This is a genomic window from Moraxella sp. FZLJ2109 (assembly GCF_024296965.1).
GTDB lineage: Bacteria > Pseudomonadota > Gammaproteobacteria > Pseudomonadales > Moraxellaceae > Moraxella.
In genome coordinates, this window is sequence record NZ_CP101112.1 from 991662 (window position 1) to 1008875 (window position 17214).

Sequence of the window (17214 nt, forward strand, 5' to 3'; positions counted from 1 at the left end):
GCTAAGCTTGTCGTTTGTTCAAAATCGCTCGTGCCACTTTTGAGCCATTGGCACGACCCAAAAATTCGCTGATCGCTTGACCTGCATCGATGAGCTTATCCAAATCAATGCCAGTTTCGATGCCCATGCCATGCAGCATATACACCACATCTTCGGTGGCGACATTGCCTGTGGCGCCCTTGGCATATGGGCAGCCACCAAGTCCTGCTACTGATGTGTCAAACTGATGCACACCCATTTGTAGTGCCGCCAAAGTATTGGCAAGCGCTTGCCCATAAGTGTCATGAAAATGCCCAGAGACATTGTCAATGTCAATATATTCAAGCGCTGCACCAATCGCACGCTGCACCTTAAGCGGTGTGCCGACGCCGATGGTGTCTGCGATACCGATGTGTTCTGCGCCGATGTCGATTAGTTTTTTGGTGACATAAGCGACCTTATCAGGGCTGATCTCGCCTTCATAAGGACAGCCGACGGTGCAAGAAATCACGCCACGCACACGGATGCCATGCGCCTTGGCAGCAGCGGCAACAGGCGCGAAGCGTTCGATGCTCTCATCGATGCTGCAGTTGATGTTTTTTTGGCTAAAAGCTTCGCTGGCTGAGCCAAAAATCACCACTTCATAATTGGTAAATTGCGCACGATGAGCAAGCGCCGATTCAAAGCCTTTCATGTTCGGCGTCAAGACCGAATAGACGACATCATCACGCACCGACAGACCGTCAAGCACCGCATCATTATCCGCCATCTGCGGCACCCATTTGGGCGATACAAAGCTTGTGGCTTCAAGTTTTTTTACGCCTGCAGCTTGTAAGTCATTGATAAGCTTGACTTTGATGTCGGTTGGTACGGTTTGTTTTTCGTTTTGCAGACCATCGCGCGCAGCGACATCGACGATCAGCACTTTGTCTGGATAATTCATCACCGCTCCTTAGTCTGTCTGTAATTTGAGCAATTCATCACCATCAGCGACCAAATCACCTGCAGAGAACAGCAGCTCTGCCACCACGCCATCGCTCGGCGCGTGGATGGTGTGCTCGATTTTCATCGCTTCGATCACCGCAAGCGGCTGACCTTTTTTGACCGTATCACCGACGGCAACACGAAACGCCACCACTTGCCCTGGCATCGGTGATTTTAGGCTGCCGCCAGCGTCCGACTCTTCGCCTGTGTGCGCCAAGCGGTCGATGAGTGTGATCTGTCCGCTGCCCGCTTGGGTGAAGATATGCACCACTTCGCCGACTTGTGTGCCGTGTACCTGCAGGCGTGTGCCATCAAGCCACAGCGTGTATTCGCTATCGGCATTTGCCAAATAAGCAACTTGCCCTTGATAGATGGTCTCGCTAGCTAGAATGTTTTGCTGTTTTTTGTCTTTTTCGATGATTTTGGCGATGCTTAGGGTAAAGCTATTATCTGTCACATCACTCATCACCGCGTGCAAGGCAGTATCATCAAACGACAGCTCAAAGCTTGGCTGATAGCGTGAGTAAGCACGAAAGCCTGTCTGTGTGGCAAAAGGGTCAGTGCTTGTGGCAGTGTGCAGATTTTGTACCAAAGCGGTCGCGACCAAAAGATTGAGCGGCAGACGCTGCTGATGGAACAACACATTTTTTTCGCGCTCAATCAGTGCGGTATCCAGATTGGCAAATTTAAAAGAATCAGTAGCAAGCACATGGCGCAAAAATGCGACATTATTTGGCAAACCGACGATACGCATCTCGGCAAGCGCCTGATCAAGCAGTGCCAACGCGTGCTGTCTGTCCTTACCATGCACGATAAGCTTGGCAATCATCGAATCATAATAAGGACTGATGACATCGCCTGTACGCACACCATCATCGATACGCACCGATGAGATGCTAAAGGCGGTGTGCTCTGGCTTGTCATAAGTCATCAGCGTACCTGTGGCGGGCAGAAAATTATTATCAGGATTCTCAGCACAGATACGCGCTTCGATGGCGTGTCCGTTGATGCTAAGCTCATCTTGGCGCAGTGGCAAAGGCTCGCCTGCCGCCACACGCAGCTGCCACTCGACAAGGTCAGTGCCTGTGATGGCTTCGGTGACAGGGTGCTCGACCTGCAGGCGAGTATTCATTTCCATGAAATAAAAATTCATCTGCCCGTCGCGCTGCTCGACGATGAACTCCACCGTGCCAGCACCGACATAGCCGACCGCACGCGCCGCATTGATCGCCGCTTGTCCCATCGCTTCGCGCATCGTTTCACTGACATCAGGTGCTGGGGCTTCTTCGAGCACTTTTTGGTGGCGGCGCTGCACCGAACAATCTCGCTCAAACAAATACACATAATTGCCATGCGTATCACCAAAGACCTGAATCTCAATGTGGCGCGGCTTAAGTGCGTATTTTTCGATCAAGACCTTATCACTGCCAAAGCTTTTACTTGCTTCACGCTGACATGATGCCAAAGCATCCAGAAAATCTGCCGACTGCTCAACCAATCGCATCCCTTTACCGCCGCCGCCTGAGCTTGCCTTAATCAAGACAGGATAGCCAATACGGTCAGCTTCGGCGTGCAAAAAAGCAGGGTCTTGGTTTTCGCCATGATAACCTGGAATCAGCGGCACATTGGCAGATTCCATCAGGCGTTTGGATTCGGCTTTTAGACCCATTGCGGTGATGGCGGACGCTGGCGGCCCGATAAAGACAAGCCCTGCGTCTTGGCACGCTTTGGCAAATTCATCATTTTCGCTTAAGAACCCATAACCAGGGTGAATCGCCTGTGCACCTGTGCGCTTGGCGACATCGATGATGACATCCCATTTTAGATAGCTGTCCTTGGGTGCAGAGCCGCCGATGTGTACCGCTTCATCGCAGACGGATGCGTGCTTGGCGTCGCGGTCGGCATCCGAGTACACAGCCACTGTACTGATACCAAGCCGTTTGGCGGTGGCGGCGACACGGCAGGCGATTTCACCACGGTTGGCGATTAGAATTTTGTGAAACATAGCATTCCCTTAATTTTTCAATTCATCCAAAATTTACAACCAAGATGGTTTGCGCTTTTGTAAAAACGACTGCACGCCTTCTTTGCCTTCACTTGACGCGCGGATATTGGCGATGTCAGCAACCGTATCGGCAATCAGCGCCTCATCGATGTCGGCATAAGCGACTTTTTGCACGAGCTGCTTGCACACTTTGACGGCATTGGGGCTGGCATTGCACAAGGCTTTGACGATACTTTGCACGCTGTCTGTTAGCTTGTCTTGACTGACCACTTGATGCACAAAGCCGATCTCGTAGGCTTTGGTAGCGTCAAACACTTCTGCGGTCAAAAAATAGCGATGTGCTGCGCGCGCACCCATGGCGCGAATCACATAAGGACTGATGGTCGCAGGCACAAGACCCAGCTTGACTTCGCTCAGACAAAAATTCGCCGTATCGACACTCACTGCGATGTCGCACGCCGCCACAAGCCCCATGCCGCCAGCATAGACATCGCCTTGCACCATCGCCACCACAGGCTTTGGGCAGTGATAGATGGCAGATAGCATCTTGGCAAGATTGCCTGCATCAGCAAGGTTCTCATCATGGCTATAATCCGCCATGGCGCGCATCCAGTTCAGATCCGCACCAGCACAAAACGCCTTGCCATTGGCAGCCAAGACAACCGCACGCACATCAGGCGCCTGTCCGACAAATTCAAACGCGGCACTAAGCTCGCTGATGACTTCATCATTAAAGGCATTGCGCTTATCAGGGCGGTTTAGCGTGATGGTCGCGACATGATGGTCAATGTCAAGCAGTAGGCTATGAAAAGTTTCGGCCAAGTGGGTCATACAAATCCTTTTTGTCAAATCACATTCTAAAGATGCCAAAATTGGTCTCGCCAATCGGTGCGTTATAAGTCGCACTCAAAGCAAGCGCAAGCACGGTGCGCGTATCAGCAGGGTCAATCACGCCATCGTCCCATAGGCGCGCGGATGCATAGTACGGATGCCCTTGCTCGTCGTATTGCTTGCGAATCGGATCTTTGAACGCTTCTTCATCGTCTTTTGACCAAGTCTCGCCCATGCGCTCGATGTTGTCGCGCTTGACCGTCGCCAGTACCGATGCTGCTTGCTCGCCACCCATCACTGAGATGCGCGCATTTGGCCACATCCACAGAAATCTTGGGCTATAAGCGCGACCGCACATACCGTAGTTACCTGCGCCAAACGAGCCGCCGACGATGACGGTGAATTTTGGTACTTTGGCATTGGCGACCGCCATCACCATCTTCGCACCGTGGCGCGCGATGCCTTCATTTTCGTATTTGCGACCCACCATAAAGCCTGTGATATTTTGCAAAAACACCAATGGAATCTTACGCTTACAGCACAGCTCAATAAAGTGCGTGCCTTTTTGAGCAGATTCACTGAACAAGATGCCGTTGTTGGCAATGATGCCCACCTGCATCCCTTCGATGCGTGCAAAGCCACAAACCAGCGTATTGCCAAAGCGTGCTTTAAATTCATCAAACTCACTGCCATCGACGATACGCGCGATGATTTCTCGGATGTCAAAGGGCTTGCGCGTGTCGGTTGGAATGATGCCGTACAGTTCTTTGGCGTCGTATTTGGGTGGACGCGGCGCGGTTTGATTGGGAATAGCGGGCTTGCTTTGGTTGAGATTGCCGACCACTTGGCGCGCCAAAGCCAGTGCGTGTAGGTCGTTTTGGGCAAGGTGATCCGCCACGCCTGACAGACGCGTATGTACATCGCCACCGCCTAAGTCTTCGCTGCTGACTTCTTCGCCTGTGGCAGCTTTGACCAGTGGCGGGCCGCCCAAGAAAATCGTGCCTTGCTCTTTGACGATGATCGACTCATCACTCATCGCAGGCACATAAGCGCCACCTGCCGTACAGCTGCCCATCACCACAGCGATTTGGGCGATGCCGTCAGCACTCATGTTGGCTTGGTTAAAAAAAATCCGCCCAAAATGCTCTTTATCAGGGAATACTTCATCTTGGTTTGGCAAGTTTGCACCGCCTGAATCGACCAAATACACGCAAGGCAAGCGGTTTTCTTTGGCGATTTCTTGGGCGCGCAGATGCTTTTTGACCGTCATTGGATAATAAGTACCGCCCTTGACTGTGGCGTCATTACACACGATCATGCACTCAGTGCCATTGATACGCCCGATGCCAGCGATTACGCCTGCAGCAGGAATGTCGGCATCATACATGCCATAGGCAGCCAGCGGCGCGATCTCAAGAAACGGCGAGCCTGCATCCAATAGCTGCTCGACACGCTCACGCGGCAGCAGTTTGCCGCGTGCTAAATGCTTGGCGCGCGCAGACTCTGAGCCGCCTTGGGCGATTTTTGCCAATTTTGCTTTCAAATCATCAACCAAGCCTTGCATCACAGCGGCGTTTTGCTGAAAATCAGCAGCATTGGGTGATAATTTACTTTCAATCACAAAACTCATGGTCATCCTTAAAATGTTTTTTGTCCTAATTTGGCAAGTCTTAGAACCTGTATTCACAACATCACGCATCCAAAAAATGTGTTTAATCTTATGAATAAACCCTTTGCTTTTGTATGAAAAATAGCCAAATCTTGATTTTTGTCGTCAAAGCCCTTGATGATATGTTTAATATCATCTGCGGACTTTTCCTAAAAAATCTAGCGATTTGCCCTATTTTTCATGACAAAGATGTTATGAACACAGGTTCTTAGATCAATCAGTTTTAGATAAATCCTTAAGAGTAACTTAGTTTAAACCCAATTCTTCTTTCATCGCTTCAACAATTTTGAATTTTTGGATTTTGCCCGTGACCGTCATCGGAAACTCTTCGACAAAGCGGTAGTAAGTCGGGATCTTGTAATGGGCGATGTGATCACGGCAAAACTCTTTGATCTCATCAACCGTGATGTCCTTGCCTTTTTTCGGAATGATCCACGCCGCTAAGACTTCGCCGTATTTTTCGTCAGGGACGCCGACGATTTGGACATCGCGGATTTTTGGATGGCGGTACAGATAGTTCTCAATCTCGACAGGGTAGATGTTTTCGCCGCCGCGGATGACCATGTCTTTACTACGACCGACGATTTTGACATAGCCATCTTCGTCCATCGTCGCAAGATCGCCTGTGTGCATCCAGCCATCGACGATCGCTTCGGCGGTCTTGCTGGTGTCATTCCAGTAGCCAAGCATCACTGAATAGCCTTTGGTGAGTAGCTCGCCCGTCTCACCAATCGGCACAATCTCGCCAGTATCAGGATCGACGATTTTGACTTCTAGGTTCGGCTGCACAAGACCCACGGTAGAGACTTGTTTTTCTAGCGGTGAGAATTTGTTGGTTTGACAAGACACAGGCGATGTCTCAGTCATGCCATAAGCGATGGTGACTTCGCTCATGTGCATCTTATCAATCACACGGCGCATCACTTCGATTGGGCAGCTTGAGCCTGCCATGATGCCTGTGCGTAGGCTTGATAGGTCGTATTTATCAAAATCAGGATGATCAAGCTCAGCGATGAACATTGTCGGCACGCCATGCAGCCCTGTGCATTTTTCTTTTTCGACCGTCTCAAGCACGGTAATCGGATCAAAGCCATCATTCGGATACACCACCGTGCCGCCATGAGTCAAGATGGCAAGCACGCCAAGCACCATGCCAAAGCAGTGATACATCGGCACAGGAATACACAAGCGATCGGCATCGGTCAGATTCATCATCTCGCCGATGAAATAGCCGTTATTTAGAATGTTGCGGTGGGTGAGTGTCGCGCCTTTTGGTGTGCCTGTCGTGCCACTGGTGAATTGGATATTGACAGGGTTGTCGGCTTTTAGTTTTTTGGCGCGCTCAGCGATGCGTGGATCATGCTCATCCCCTTCAGCGATCCAGTCGCTAAAACGCTGCATAAAGCCGAAATTCTCAGTCGAATCTGGGCTGTCGATCCACACCACGCGTTTTAGGTTCGGTAAGCGTACCAGTTCCAGATTTTTATAATTTTGGTGCAAGGATTCAGGCGCCATCTCTTGGATCATGCGCGCATAGTCGCTGGATTTGAAATGACGCATCAGCACCAAGACTTGACAGTCCACCTTGTTCAAGGCGTATTCAAGCTCAAAAATACGATAGGCGGGATTGATATTGACAAGCACAAGCCCTGCTTTGGCGGCGGCAAGCAGCATGATGACCCACTCGACATTGTTGTGTGACCAGATACCGACGCGATCACCTTTTTGCAATCCCATATTGATCATCGCACTGGCAAGCTGATTGGCTTTGGATTGTAGCTCGCGGTAGCTCATGCGGATGTTTTGGTGCACGGAGACGATGGCGGTCTGCTCAGGATTTTTGGCAGTCATCGCATCAAAGAACTCACCGATGGTGCTTTCGATCAAAGGCGCGCTCGGGCCTTTATCATAGCTCATGGTCAGCGGTGCATTGGCGGATTTTGCACCCATTTGGATGCGCGGTAGGGCATGGATGATGTCGCTCATACAGGTTCCTTTTGTAAAAAAGCGGCAAAAAATAAGTTGGCAACTCTTAAATCCCTTATCATTGCCACAGCGTCTAACATCAGTGTTTACATGTGTTATCTTTTATACTATTACATTACAAAATGCTTTGTCAATACGGTTATACAAAATTTTTCACTTAACATAAAAACTTATCTTAACTATCAAAAATCTGATAAATCGCCCCAAAAATCACTTTTATGATAAGTAATTTTAATGAGTTTATATCAATAAAATAAAAATTTCGCCAAAGTACCAGTTGGTAGGTTTTTGGATAAAAAAACACAACAATCCAGCGGTGATACTGTCAATGTAAAAATAAGTCTGTTATAATCAAAACCAGTATAATTATCAATCAATTACCCAAGGAGTAATGATGGCGGCAAACGCGCGTTTTGGTTTGCCTGTGTGGTCAATGGCATTGCCGTTGGTGGCGTGGGTGTTATATTTTATTGGTATCAAAGACAGCATCTGGCTGCAGGTGTTAGGCGGTGTGATGCTCATCGGCAGTGTGCTGTCGGCGGTTTATCATGCCGAAGTGGTCGCGCACAAGGTCGGTGAACCGTTTGGTACAATCATTCTTGCGCTTGCCATCACCATCATCGAAGTGGCGCTGATCATCTCGCTCATGGTCGCAGGCGGGGATAATGCTGCTTACCTTGCGCGCGATACGGTCTTTGCAGCCATCATGTTGATTTTGAACGGGATTTTGGGCTTATCTTTGATGATCGGTGGTCTTAAGCACCGTGAGCAGTTTTTTGGTCAAAAGTCGGCAAGTACTGCGCTGATTACCCTAGTGTCGATTCTTGTGATGACTTTGATTTTGCCAAATTTCACCACCACGACCACCGAAGGTACTTATTCACCGACGCAGCTGATGTTCGTGGCGGTGGCGTCACTGGTGCTGTATGGTGCGTTCATCATGGTGCAGACGGTGCGCCATCGTGATTATTTTTTGGCGGCGGATGATGACTTGGATCACCATGCTGAGCCACCATCGACGAAGGTCACGGCAGCAAGCTTTGGCTTTTTGCTCGTGTGCTTGGGCATCGTCGTGCTACTTGCCAAGAGCCTATCACCAAGCATCGAAGCGATGGTGGCAGCGATGGGTGCGCCAGCGGCATTGGTCGGTGTGATCATCGCAGCGGTCGTGCTACTGCCCGAAGGTTTAGCGGCACTGAACGCTGCCACGCGTAACCGCTTTCAGACCAGTCTAAACCTTGCCCTAGGCTCAGCCTTAGCAAGTATCGGTCTGACCATTCCTGCGGTGACGATCGTCTGCTTATTATACGATATCCCGCTGGTCTTGGGGCTTGATGGCAAATCGATGGTTCTGCTTGGCTTATCGACATTCATCGTCATGCTGTCACTGAACCAGGGGCGCACCAATATCCTATACGGTATCGTGCTACTGGTGAACTTGGCGGCGTATGTGTTCACCATCATCGTGCCGTGATGTGTGCTGATGCAAATTATACCGACCATTTTTTTGGCTTGAAGGGTGCTTGTATTCTTATCAGGGTTAATTTATAATATTATCTGATGGGTTTATTAGTTTTTAAGGATATTTGTGAGCACTACTCTACGACAATTGCGCGCCTTCGTGCTGGTCGCTGAACAGAACAGCTTTACCAAGGCGGCAGAGACATTGTGCCTGACACAGTCGGCATTGAGCGGCTTGATCAAGGAGTTGGAACAGAACTTAGAAGTCAAGCTGTTCGATCGCACCACACGCAAGCTACACCTATCGGATGCAGGGATGCGTCTGTTGCCCCAAGCCAAACGCGTGCTCAACGAGATGAGCGTGCTGAACGAAAAGGTAAGCAACCTAAAATCCTTGCACCAAGGTCATGTACGCCTTGCGGTATCGCAGCAGCTGTCAGCCAGTACCATGCCGCGATTCATCGCCAAATTCAGCGAAATCCACCCCAATATCCAAGTCACGCTCACCGACTGCTCGGTCGATGAAGTGGTCAATCATATTGAGAACTTAGAAGCGGATTTGGGCGTTGCGCCTGAGCGATTCCACTCTGATGATCTGAATGCTGATGTGCTGTTCAGCTCGCCGTTTTATTTGGTGCTGCCAGCGACGCATCCTTTCGCCAAAAAAGATGTCGTGCGCTGGGCGGATCTGATGAATGAGCGGTTGATCACCTTGAATGGTCCATTTATCAAGAGTCTTCGCAATGAGTTGCCGAACCACATTTCAGGCAGGATTTTTAATCCTGATTTTGAGATTAATTTTCTCTCGACCGCGCTTGGCATGACGCGCATGGGGCTTGGCATGACTTTGTGCTTATTATACGCCGCTGAATGGGTGGAGCAGTATGGGCTCGTGATGCGTCCGATCGCCGATCCTGTGGTGGAGCGCAAGTTTTTATTATACACCCACAAGAACCGTTCACTGTCACCTGCGGCATTGGCGTTCAAAGAGTTTTTATTACAAAACGCGCATGAGTTTTTGGTCAGTCATTCAAAAACTGCGCGGTTTTAACACCTTGCCGCCGAAGCGATCCTGCTTTGGCGGTTTTTATTGTAACCAAATCGGCAAAAGGGCGAAATTTTATGCCCATCGTGTGCCAAATTGCGTTATACTAATCAGCATTAACCACTGTTATTGAGTAGGCATTACTTGATTAACTTTTTAATTTTATAAGGATAACACCATGTTCGAACATGTCACCCCCTATGCAGGCGACCCGATTTTGGGTTTGATGGATAAATTTGCCAATGACCCACGCACCGATATTAAGGTGAACTTGGGCGTTGGTGTGTACTACACCGAAGATGGCAAATTGCCAGTGCTTGAGTGTGTCAAGGCAGCTGAAGCAACCATCGCCAATCCACCACGCCCACGCGGCTATCTGCCGATGGATGGTCTGCCAGGCTATCGCAAAGCGTGCCAAAACTTGCTATTTGGCGAAAACCATCCAGCCGTCGCTGAAGGCCGTGTCGCCACCATCGCAACGCTGGGCGGCTCTGGTGCGCTCAAAGTCGGTGCAGACTTTATCCATCAATGGTTCCCAACTGCCAAATGCTATGTCTCAGATCCAACTTGGGGCAACCACATCAGCATCTTTGAAGGTGCGGGCATGGAAGTGGGTAAATATCCATACTATGACCCTGCGACCATCGGCGTGAAGTTTGATGAGCTGTGTGCATTTTTCAAAACGCTCAACGAAAACGATGTCGTACTACTGCACCCATGCTGCCACAACCCAACTGGTGTGGATTTGACCCGTGAACAGTGGGATGTGCTACTACAAATCGTCAAAGACCAAAAACTGATTCCATTTATGGACATCGCTTATCAGGGCTTTGGCGAAGACATGGACGGTGATGCCTACGCGATCCGCCGTGCTGTCGAGATGGGCTTGCCTGTGTTTGTCAGCAACTCATTCTCAAAAAACCTATCGCTATACGGCGAGCGCGTCGGTGGTCTGTCAGTCGTCAGCCCAACCAAAGAAGAGTCGGATAAAGTCCACGGTCAGCTAAAATTCACCGTGCGCCGCATCTACTCAAGCCCACCATCACACGGTAATGCTGTCGTCGATACCGTGATGAACGATGAGAAACTGTTCGCACAATGGGTGGGCGAAGTCTATGAAATGCGCGATCGTATCCGCGAAATGCGTCAAAAGCTACAAGATGTGCTATCAGCCAAGCTGCCTGAGCGCGACTTCAGCTACTTTACCAAGCAGCAAGGTATGTTTAGCTTCACAGGCTTGAGTGCTGAGCAAGTGGTGCGTCTGCGTGATGAGTTTGCGGTGTATATGGTCGAAAATGGTCGTATGTGTATCGCAGGCTTGAATAATGCCAATGTCGAATATGTCGCTAATGCGATGGCAGAAGTGTTGAAATAATCAGTCATCACACCCAAGCAAAAACCCATTTTCGAGTGTGAAAATGGGTTTTTTGGTGGATTGTCATACCAAATTGGATGGAAAATTGATGAAATTACACGCATCAATCATGATGCCTATACTAATGGCAATGTGTATCACAGGCTGTGACCAAGCGAATCATGCCGTGCAATCGCACAGCACCCAAGTATCAAGCGATGTATCGGTAGTACAAAGTACTGATGATATCACGCAACGCGTAGAACCTGCTGGCATGAGCGGTGTCAGAGATGAAATTCGTACACTGCTAAAAGGTCGCTTGGCAGGCGTGTATATCGATTGGCAGCCAAGCTACCAACTGGTGGTGCGCGTGGTGGGTAATGAGCCGCTGCCTAAGCGCGCCGAGATGCTTACAAAACACCATCCTGTGCGCTTTGAATTGGGTGCAGCGCATACGATTGATGAGCTGATCGCAAGCTATGATAGTCCTGATAATTTTGCGCAGCTTAAAGCGCTGCTGCCCACCATGCAGGGCATCGGTGTCGATGAGCGCACAGGCGAGATTGTCATTGATATTATGCCCGCTGATGATCATGATGCCATCAAAAAACAAGTACAAAAACTACTTAATAAGCCCATCCGCTTTGAAGTGCAGGCAGTACCAACAACGAATGCTCAAGATACTCAGTGAGCGATCTGTCATTGAGCAGGTTTCACATGAAACATCAGCCCATCAATATTTGACGGGCTGATACTTGTGTTTTGGCGCCTGTATCGATACTTGGATTAAAAACAATCGGCAGGCACCCACACTTCACCTGTCATCAGACGGCGAGCCGAACGGCTCATCGACACTTTTTTCGCTGTCCATTTACTATCAACCAATTCAGATTGACCGCCAACTAAAAGCGTCCCTGATGGATGACCAAAACGCACCTCACTCATCGCCTGTCCGCCAGCTGCTTCATTGACGAGTGTCCCTACAATCGTGGCTGCTGTACCAATCGCAACCGAAGCTGTTCCCATCATCGCATGATGCAGCTGCCCCATACTCATAGCACGAGCGAGTAAATTGATTTCACTTGCCTTGACGGTCTTACCGCTTGATGCCACATAATCGGCAGCAGACGCAACCCACGCAATTTTTGGCGTATGTTGGCGAGTTTCAGCCTCACTGATGTTGGCAATTAAGCCCATTTTGACCGCACCATAAGCACGGATTTTTTCCAATTTTGCTAAAATTTCGCTATTTGAGTTGATGTCTTTTTGTAATTCCGTACCTGTAAAGCCTAAGTCTTTAGCACGCAAAAAGACCGTTGGAATACCTGCATTAATCAAGGTTACGTCAAATGTACCCACATTAGGCACGTCTAAAGTATCGATTAAATTACCTGTCGGGAACATATCACCACCCTCGTCCACAGGGTCAATAAATTCAATCTTGACCTCGGCTGCAGGGAAGGTTACGCCATCAAGCTCAAAATCGCCCGTTTCCTTAACTTGACCACCCGCTATTGGTACATGGGCGATGATGGTTTTGCTGATATTTTGTTGCCAAATTTTGACTTCACAAATGCCATCGGTCGGAATTTTATCCGCTGATACTAAGCCATTCATGATGGCAAAACTGCCAACCGCTGCGGTGAGATTACCACAGTTTCCAGACCAGTCAATCATTGCTTTGTCAATGGCAACTTGCCCAAATAGATAATTGACATCATGACCTGCAACATCGGATTTGGATAAAATCACCACTTTTGATGTTGATGATGAACCATTACCCAAGCCGTCAATTTGCTTGCCATAAGGGTCTGGACTACCTACTACACGCAATAAAAAGTTATCACGAGCAGAACCTGCCACTTGGCAACGCTCAGGTAAGTCAGTTAAGTTAAAAAATGTACCTTTTGAAGTACCGCCACGCATATAAGTGGCTTTGACTGATGTTTGCATGATTGCTCCTTGATTTTTTTATGGGTATTGCTTTTATGCATGGGGGCTTCATAGGACAAGAGTTTGAGATTTTTTTTGCCTAGCTTGTTTGTCAACTGTTCTATGAATTAAAAAGTTACATTATAACCAAATCGCTTAGCGCCATCTTCGGCACTGCCATAATAGTTGTGACAGGCTTGTAGATAGTATTGAGCACTGTTATATAGCATACCGGGTACAAATTCAGGATTTAATGGAACAACATCCACTTCGCCTTCTAACCCAATAGATGGCTTGCTCTTTGAGCAGGTAACATAGGTTTTATGCGGTTTTTTATTCCATGTAATTTTGCGAGAATTAAACTCCCTGCTACCGCCCAAAATTGTTAGTTCTAGCATTACTTGATTAGGGCTTTTTTGCAAAATTTTAAATTGCTTCACTTTTCCAATACTACATGGATTATGGTAGCAACCTTCTAGAGTTTTGCCAACTTGAACACCAGTGTGGTTAAATTTAGCATTTGCGGTATTTATGAGAAATGGCACACTGAATAGGGTAAGAATGCCGCCCAACTTAAGAAAATTAATCATGATTTTCTCCTGTATAATTGGTGGGTATATATTTTCCCACCAATTATAATTTCTTTGTTAGAAAGTTAAATATTTTCCAACTTACCCATTCGCCAAAAACTCTTTCGCAAACTGCTGAAGTACCCCACCTGCATTATACGTTTTGACTTCAGCATCGCTATCTAGGCGACAGGTAACAGGCACTTCAACCATCTCACCATTGGCACGTTCCACCACAAGGGTCACATCACCACGCGGTGTTAAATTACCAATCACGCTATAAGTTTCTGTACCATCAAGTTTCAGCGTTTTACGATTGACCCCATCTTTAAATTGAAGTGGTAACACGCCCATACCAATTAAGTTAGTACGGTGAATACGCTCAAACCCTTCTGCTACAATCGCTTCAACCCCTGCCAAACGCACGCCTTTGGCTGCCCAATCTCGGCTTGAACCTTGACCATAATCCGCCCCTGCGACAATAATCAGCGGTTGTTTACGGTTCATATAGGTTTCAATCGCTTCCCACATACGCATGACTTTGCCATCAGGTTCAACACGAGCAAGCGAGCCTTGTTTTACCGAACCATCATCATTTAATACCATTTCATTAAATAATTTAGGGTTAGCAAGGGTTGCACGTTGAGCGGTTAAATGGTCGCCACGGTGCGTTGCATAACTGTTGAAATCTTCTTCAGGTACGCCCATTTTTTCCAAATATTCTCCTGCTGCCGAATTACGCACAATCGCATTAGATGGTGATAAATGGTCGGTTGTGATATTATCAGGCAAAATCGCAAGCGGACGCATATGCGTGAGTGTGCGTGGAGCAGCCAAAGCCCCTTCCCAATATGGCGGACGGCGGATATAAGTGGACATTTCACGCCAGTTGTACAATGGACTTTCTGCTTGTTCCGCTTGACCTAAATCAAACATTGGAATATAAACCTTGCGGAATTGTTCAGGTTTAACAGAAGACTGCACCAAAGCATCAATTTCTTCATCAGAAGGCCAAATATCTTTTAGATAAATTGCCTTACCATCTTTATCAAAACCTAACGCATCATTTTCAATATCAAAACGAATTGTACCTGCAATCGCATAAGCAACTACAAGTGGCGGACTGGCTAAGAATGCTTGTTTTGCATACGGGTGAATACGTCCGTCAAAGTTGCGGTTACCAGAAAGTACCGCTGTTGCATATAAATCACGGTCAATAATTTCTTGTTGGATTTTCGGGTCTAATGCACCAGACATACCATTACACGTTGTACACGCATACGCCACGATACCAAAGCCCAATTTTTCTAAATCACCCAATACGCCTGCTTCTTCTAAATACAATGCCGCTGCTTTTGACCCAGGGGCAAACGATGATTTCACCCAAGGCTTACGAGTCAGACCAAGCTCATTGGCTTTACGAGCAAGCAAGCCAGCTGCGACAGTATTGCGTGGGTTTGATGTATTGGTACAAGACGTAATCGCTGCGATAATGACCGCACCATCAGGCATTAAACCATCTTCTCGTTGTTCAACAACACCTGCAATGCCTTTGGCTTTTAAATCGCTGGTTGATACACGAGCATGTGGGTTACTAGGGCCTGCGATATTGCGTGTTACAGTTGATAAATCAAAACGCAATACTCTTGGATATTCGGCTTTCACCATATCACTTGCCCAAAGACCAGTTGTTTTTGCATATTGCTCAACCAATTTAACTTGTTCAGGCTCACGACCAGTTAAAGTCAAATAATCAATGGTATTTTGGTCAATGTAGAACATGGCAGCGGTTGCCCCATATTCAGGTGTCATATTGGAGATGGTCGCACGGTCGCCAACAGACATACTATCCGCACCTTCACCAAAAAATTCCAAATACGCACCAACGACACGCTCTTTACGCAAAAATTCAGTTAAAGCAAGGACAATATCCGTTGCGGTAATGCCTGCTTGCGGCTTCCCGACCAATTCTACACCAATGATGTCAGGTAAACGCATCATAGATGGATGTCCAAGCATGACTGTTTCTGCTTCTAATCCGCCCACACCGACAGAAATCACGCCCAAAGCGTCGGTATGTGGCGTATGACTATCTGTACCGACACAAGTATCAGGGAAAGCAACACCATCTCGGTTCTGAATCACAGGCGACATTTTTTCCAAATTGATTTGGTGCATAATGCCGTTACCTGCTGGAATGACATCGACATTTTTAAATGCAGTTTTTGTCCAGTCAATAAAATGGAAACGGTCATCATTTCGGCGGTCTTCAACGGCACGGTTTTTAGCAAATGCGTCAGGGTCAAAACCGCCATATTCTACGGCTAATGAGTGGTCAACGATGAGCTGAGTTGGTACCACAGGATTGACTTTAGCAGGGTCGCCCCCTTGCTCGGCGATGGCATCACGCAAACCTGCTAAATCGACCAATGCCGTTTGCCCTAAAATATCATGGCACACGACACGAGCAGGGTACCAAGGGAAATCCAGCGTCTGCTCACGGTTAATCAGCTGACCTAGATAATCAGCCAACTTTTCAGGTTCGGCACGGCGAACCAGCTGTTCTGCCAAGACCTTAGAAGTATAAGGCAAGCCATCATAACTGCCTGCTTTGACATCTTCGACAGCTTGGCGAACATCATAAAAATCAATGTTGTCGGTTAAAGGTTTACGGTATTGGCTAGTCATTTTGGCTATACTCCTGTTGGTTATTCAAAAATTACTCATTTACTACATCAATAGAACTATCTGCATTTATTTTGTATTTACCATCAAATTCAATAAATTGTGGTGGTAAATATAAACTAAAATGCTATATCATTATTAAGTTTTCTAAAGGTTAAACTAATACGGGGTGTTGTGCTATCATCTTTTAAAATAGCGTGTAGCCATGTATCTTGTACTGTGTCATCCATATATAGAAGACTACCATTGGTTAAAAGATAGCGTGTTTCAATCGTCCGATTATCTTTTCTTTGATAAACAATTTCACGCTCTGCCCCCAAACTAATAATAGCTACACCTGTATGGGGTTGCATTTGGCTAGTATCATCTGAATGAAATCCCATACGGTCTTGACCATCTTTGTAATAATTGATTAAGCAATTATTGGGTGTAAAATGGCAGTATTGTTGAATTTTTTCTAGAATGGGTAATGACCAATCAGGCATGGCAGTTTTTGGATAAAATAGATTGGAATACTGATAAGCCACCCCAAAACTTGCTGTTTTGCGTGCTGATAATCGAGTATCCCAAGGCGTATTTTTGTTAATCACATCAAATAAGTGCTGTGTATCGCCAATTAAATTTGGAATAAACAAAACGGCTGGATTTGAAGTGTTCATTGACTGTTCCCTTGATAGTGTTGGCTAGTCATTTTACCCATTTCAAAAAAAATTG

At 47.5% G+C, this 17214-nt stretch carries 13 protein-coding genes; 4 read left to right on the top strand and 9 right to left on the bottom strand.

Translation table 11 applies throughout. The features are described 5' to 3' along the window. Position 1: 1 nt before the first annotated feature. The 5 genes from NKU06_RS04520 to NKU06_RS04540 all read right to left on the bottom strand — a co-directional run bounded on the left by NKU06_RS04520 (position 2) and on the right by NKU06_RS04540 (position 7454). On the bottom strand, positions 2-922 hold the full coding sequence (locus tag NKU06_RS04520; RefSeq protein ID WP_253224555.1) for a hydroxymethylglutaryl-CoA lyase: 921 nt from the start codon (positions 920-922) through the stop codon (positions 2-4). Positions 923-931: 9 nt separating this feature from the next. After that, the gene (locus tag NKU06_RS04525) at positions 932-2968 is read right to left on the bottom strand and encodes an acetyl/propionyl/methylcrotonyl-CoA carboxylase subunit alpha (protein ID WP_254729091.1); all 2037 of its coding nucleotides are present in this window, start codon (positions 2966-2968) and stop codon (positions 932-934) included. A gap of 33 nt (positions 2969-3001) precedes the next feature. After that, on the bottom strand, positions 3002-3799 hold the full coding sequence (locus NKU06_RS04530; protein WP_254729093.1) for an enoyl-CoA hydratase/isomerase family protein: 798 nt from the start codon (positions 3797-3799) through the stop codon (positions 3002-3004). Between the two features lie 19 nt (positions 3800-3818). Further along, complete coding sequence (locus tag NKU06_RS04535) at positions 3819-5429, bottom strand: carboxyl transferase domain-containing protein (protein WP_254729095.1); 1611 nt, start codon at positions 5427-5429, stop codon at positions 3819-3821. Positions 5430-5714: 285 nt separating this feature from the next. Beyond that, entirely contained in the window at positions 5715-7454 is a 1740-nt protein-coding gene (locus NKU06_RS04540) for an AMP-binding protein (protein ID WP_254729097.1), read from the bottom strand. A 391-nt stretch (positions 7455-7845) separates the two neighbouring features. Between NKU06_RS04540 and NKU06_RS04545 the strand changes: the two genes are divergently transcribed. The 4 genes from NKU06_RS04545 (at position 7846) to NKU06_RS04560 (ending at position 12005) form a co-directional block, all read left to right on the top strand. Next, a complete protein-coding gene (locus NKU06_RS04545; protein ID WP_253224549.1) occupies positions 7846-8928 on the top strand; it encodes a calcium:proton antiporter in 1083 nt (360 codons plus the stop codon). Between the two features lie 114 nt (positions 8929-9042). After that, a complete protein-coding gene (locus NKU06_RS04550; RefSeq protein ID WP_253224548.1) occupies positions 9043-9966 on the top strand; it encodes a LysR family transcriptional regulator in 924 nt (307 codons plus the stop codon). Positions 9967-10138: 172 nt separating this feature from the next. Further along, the gene (locus NKU06_RS04555) at positions 10139-11335 is read left to right on the top strand and encodes an amino acid aminotransferase (RefSeq protein ID WP_254729101.1); all 1197 of its coding nucleotides are present in this window, start codon (positions 10139-10141) and stop codon (positions 11333-11335) included. Positions 11336-11423: 88 nt separating this feature from the next. Next, entirely contained in the window at positions 11424-12005 is a 582-nt protein-coding gene (locus tag NKU06_RS04560; RefSeq protein ID WP_254729103.1) for a hypothetical protein, read from the top strand. Positions 12006-12100: 95 nt separating this feature from the next. Here the strand turns inward: NKU06_RS04560 and prpF are convergent, their stop codons facing one another. The 4 genes from prpF to NKU06_RS04580 all read right to left on the bottom strand — a co-directional run bounded on the left by prpF (position 12101) and on the right by NKU06_RS04580 (position 17159). Further along, entirely contained in the window at positions 12101-13267 is a 1167-nt protein-coding gene (gene prpF / locus NKU06_RS04565) for a 2-methylaconitate cis-trans isomerase PrpF (RefSeq protein WP_254729105.1), read from the bottom strand. Positions 13268-13374: 107 nt separating this feature from the next. Beyond that, positions 13375-13836 carry a hypothetical protein gene (locus NKU06_RS04570; protein WP_254729107.1) on the bottom strand — a complete coding sequence of 154 codons (462 nt, stop codon included), beginning with the start codon at positions 13834-13836 and terminating at the stop codon, positions 13375-13377. 81 nt (positions 13837-13917) lie between these two features. Continuing rightward, positions 13918-16503 carry a Fe/S-dependent 2-methylisocitrate dehydratase AcnD gene (acnD, locus tag NKU06_RS04575; RefSeq protein WP_254729109.1) on the bottom strand — a complete coding sequence of 862 codons (2586 nt, stop codon included), beginning with the start codon at positions 16501-16503 and terminating at the stop codon, positions 13918-13920. A gap of 116 nt (positions 16504-16619) precedes the next feature. Next, positions 16620-17159 carry an alpha-ketoglutarate-dependent dioxygenase AlkB gene (locus tag NKU06_RS04580; protein WP_254729111.1) on the bottom strand — a complete coding sequence of 180 codons (540 nt, stop codon included), beginning with the start codon at positions 17157-17159 and terminating at the stop codon, positions 16620-16622. Positions 17160-17214: the final 55 nt, after the last annotated feature.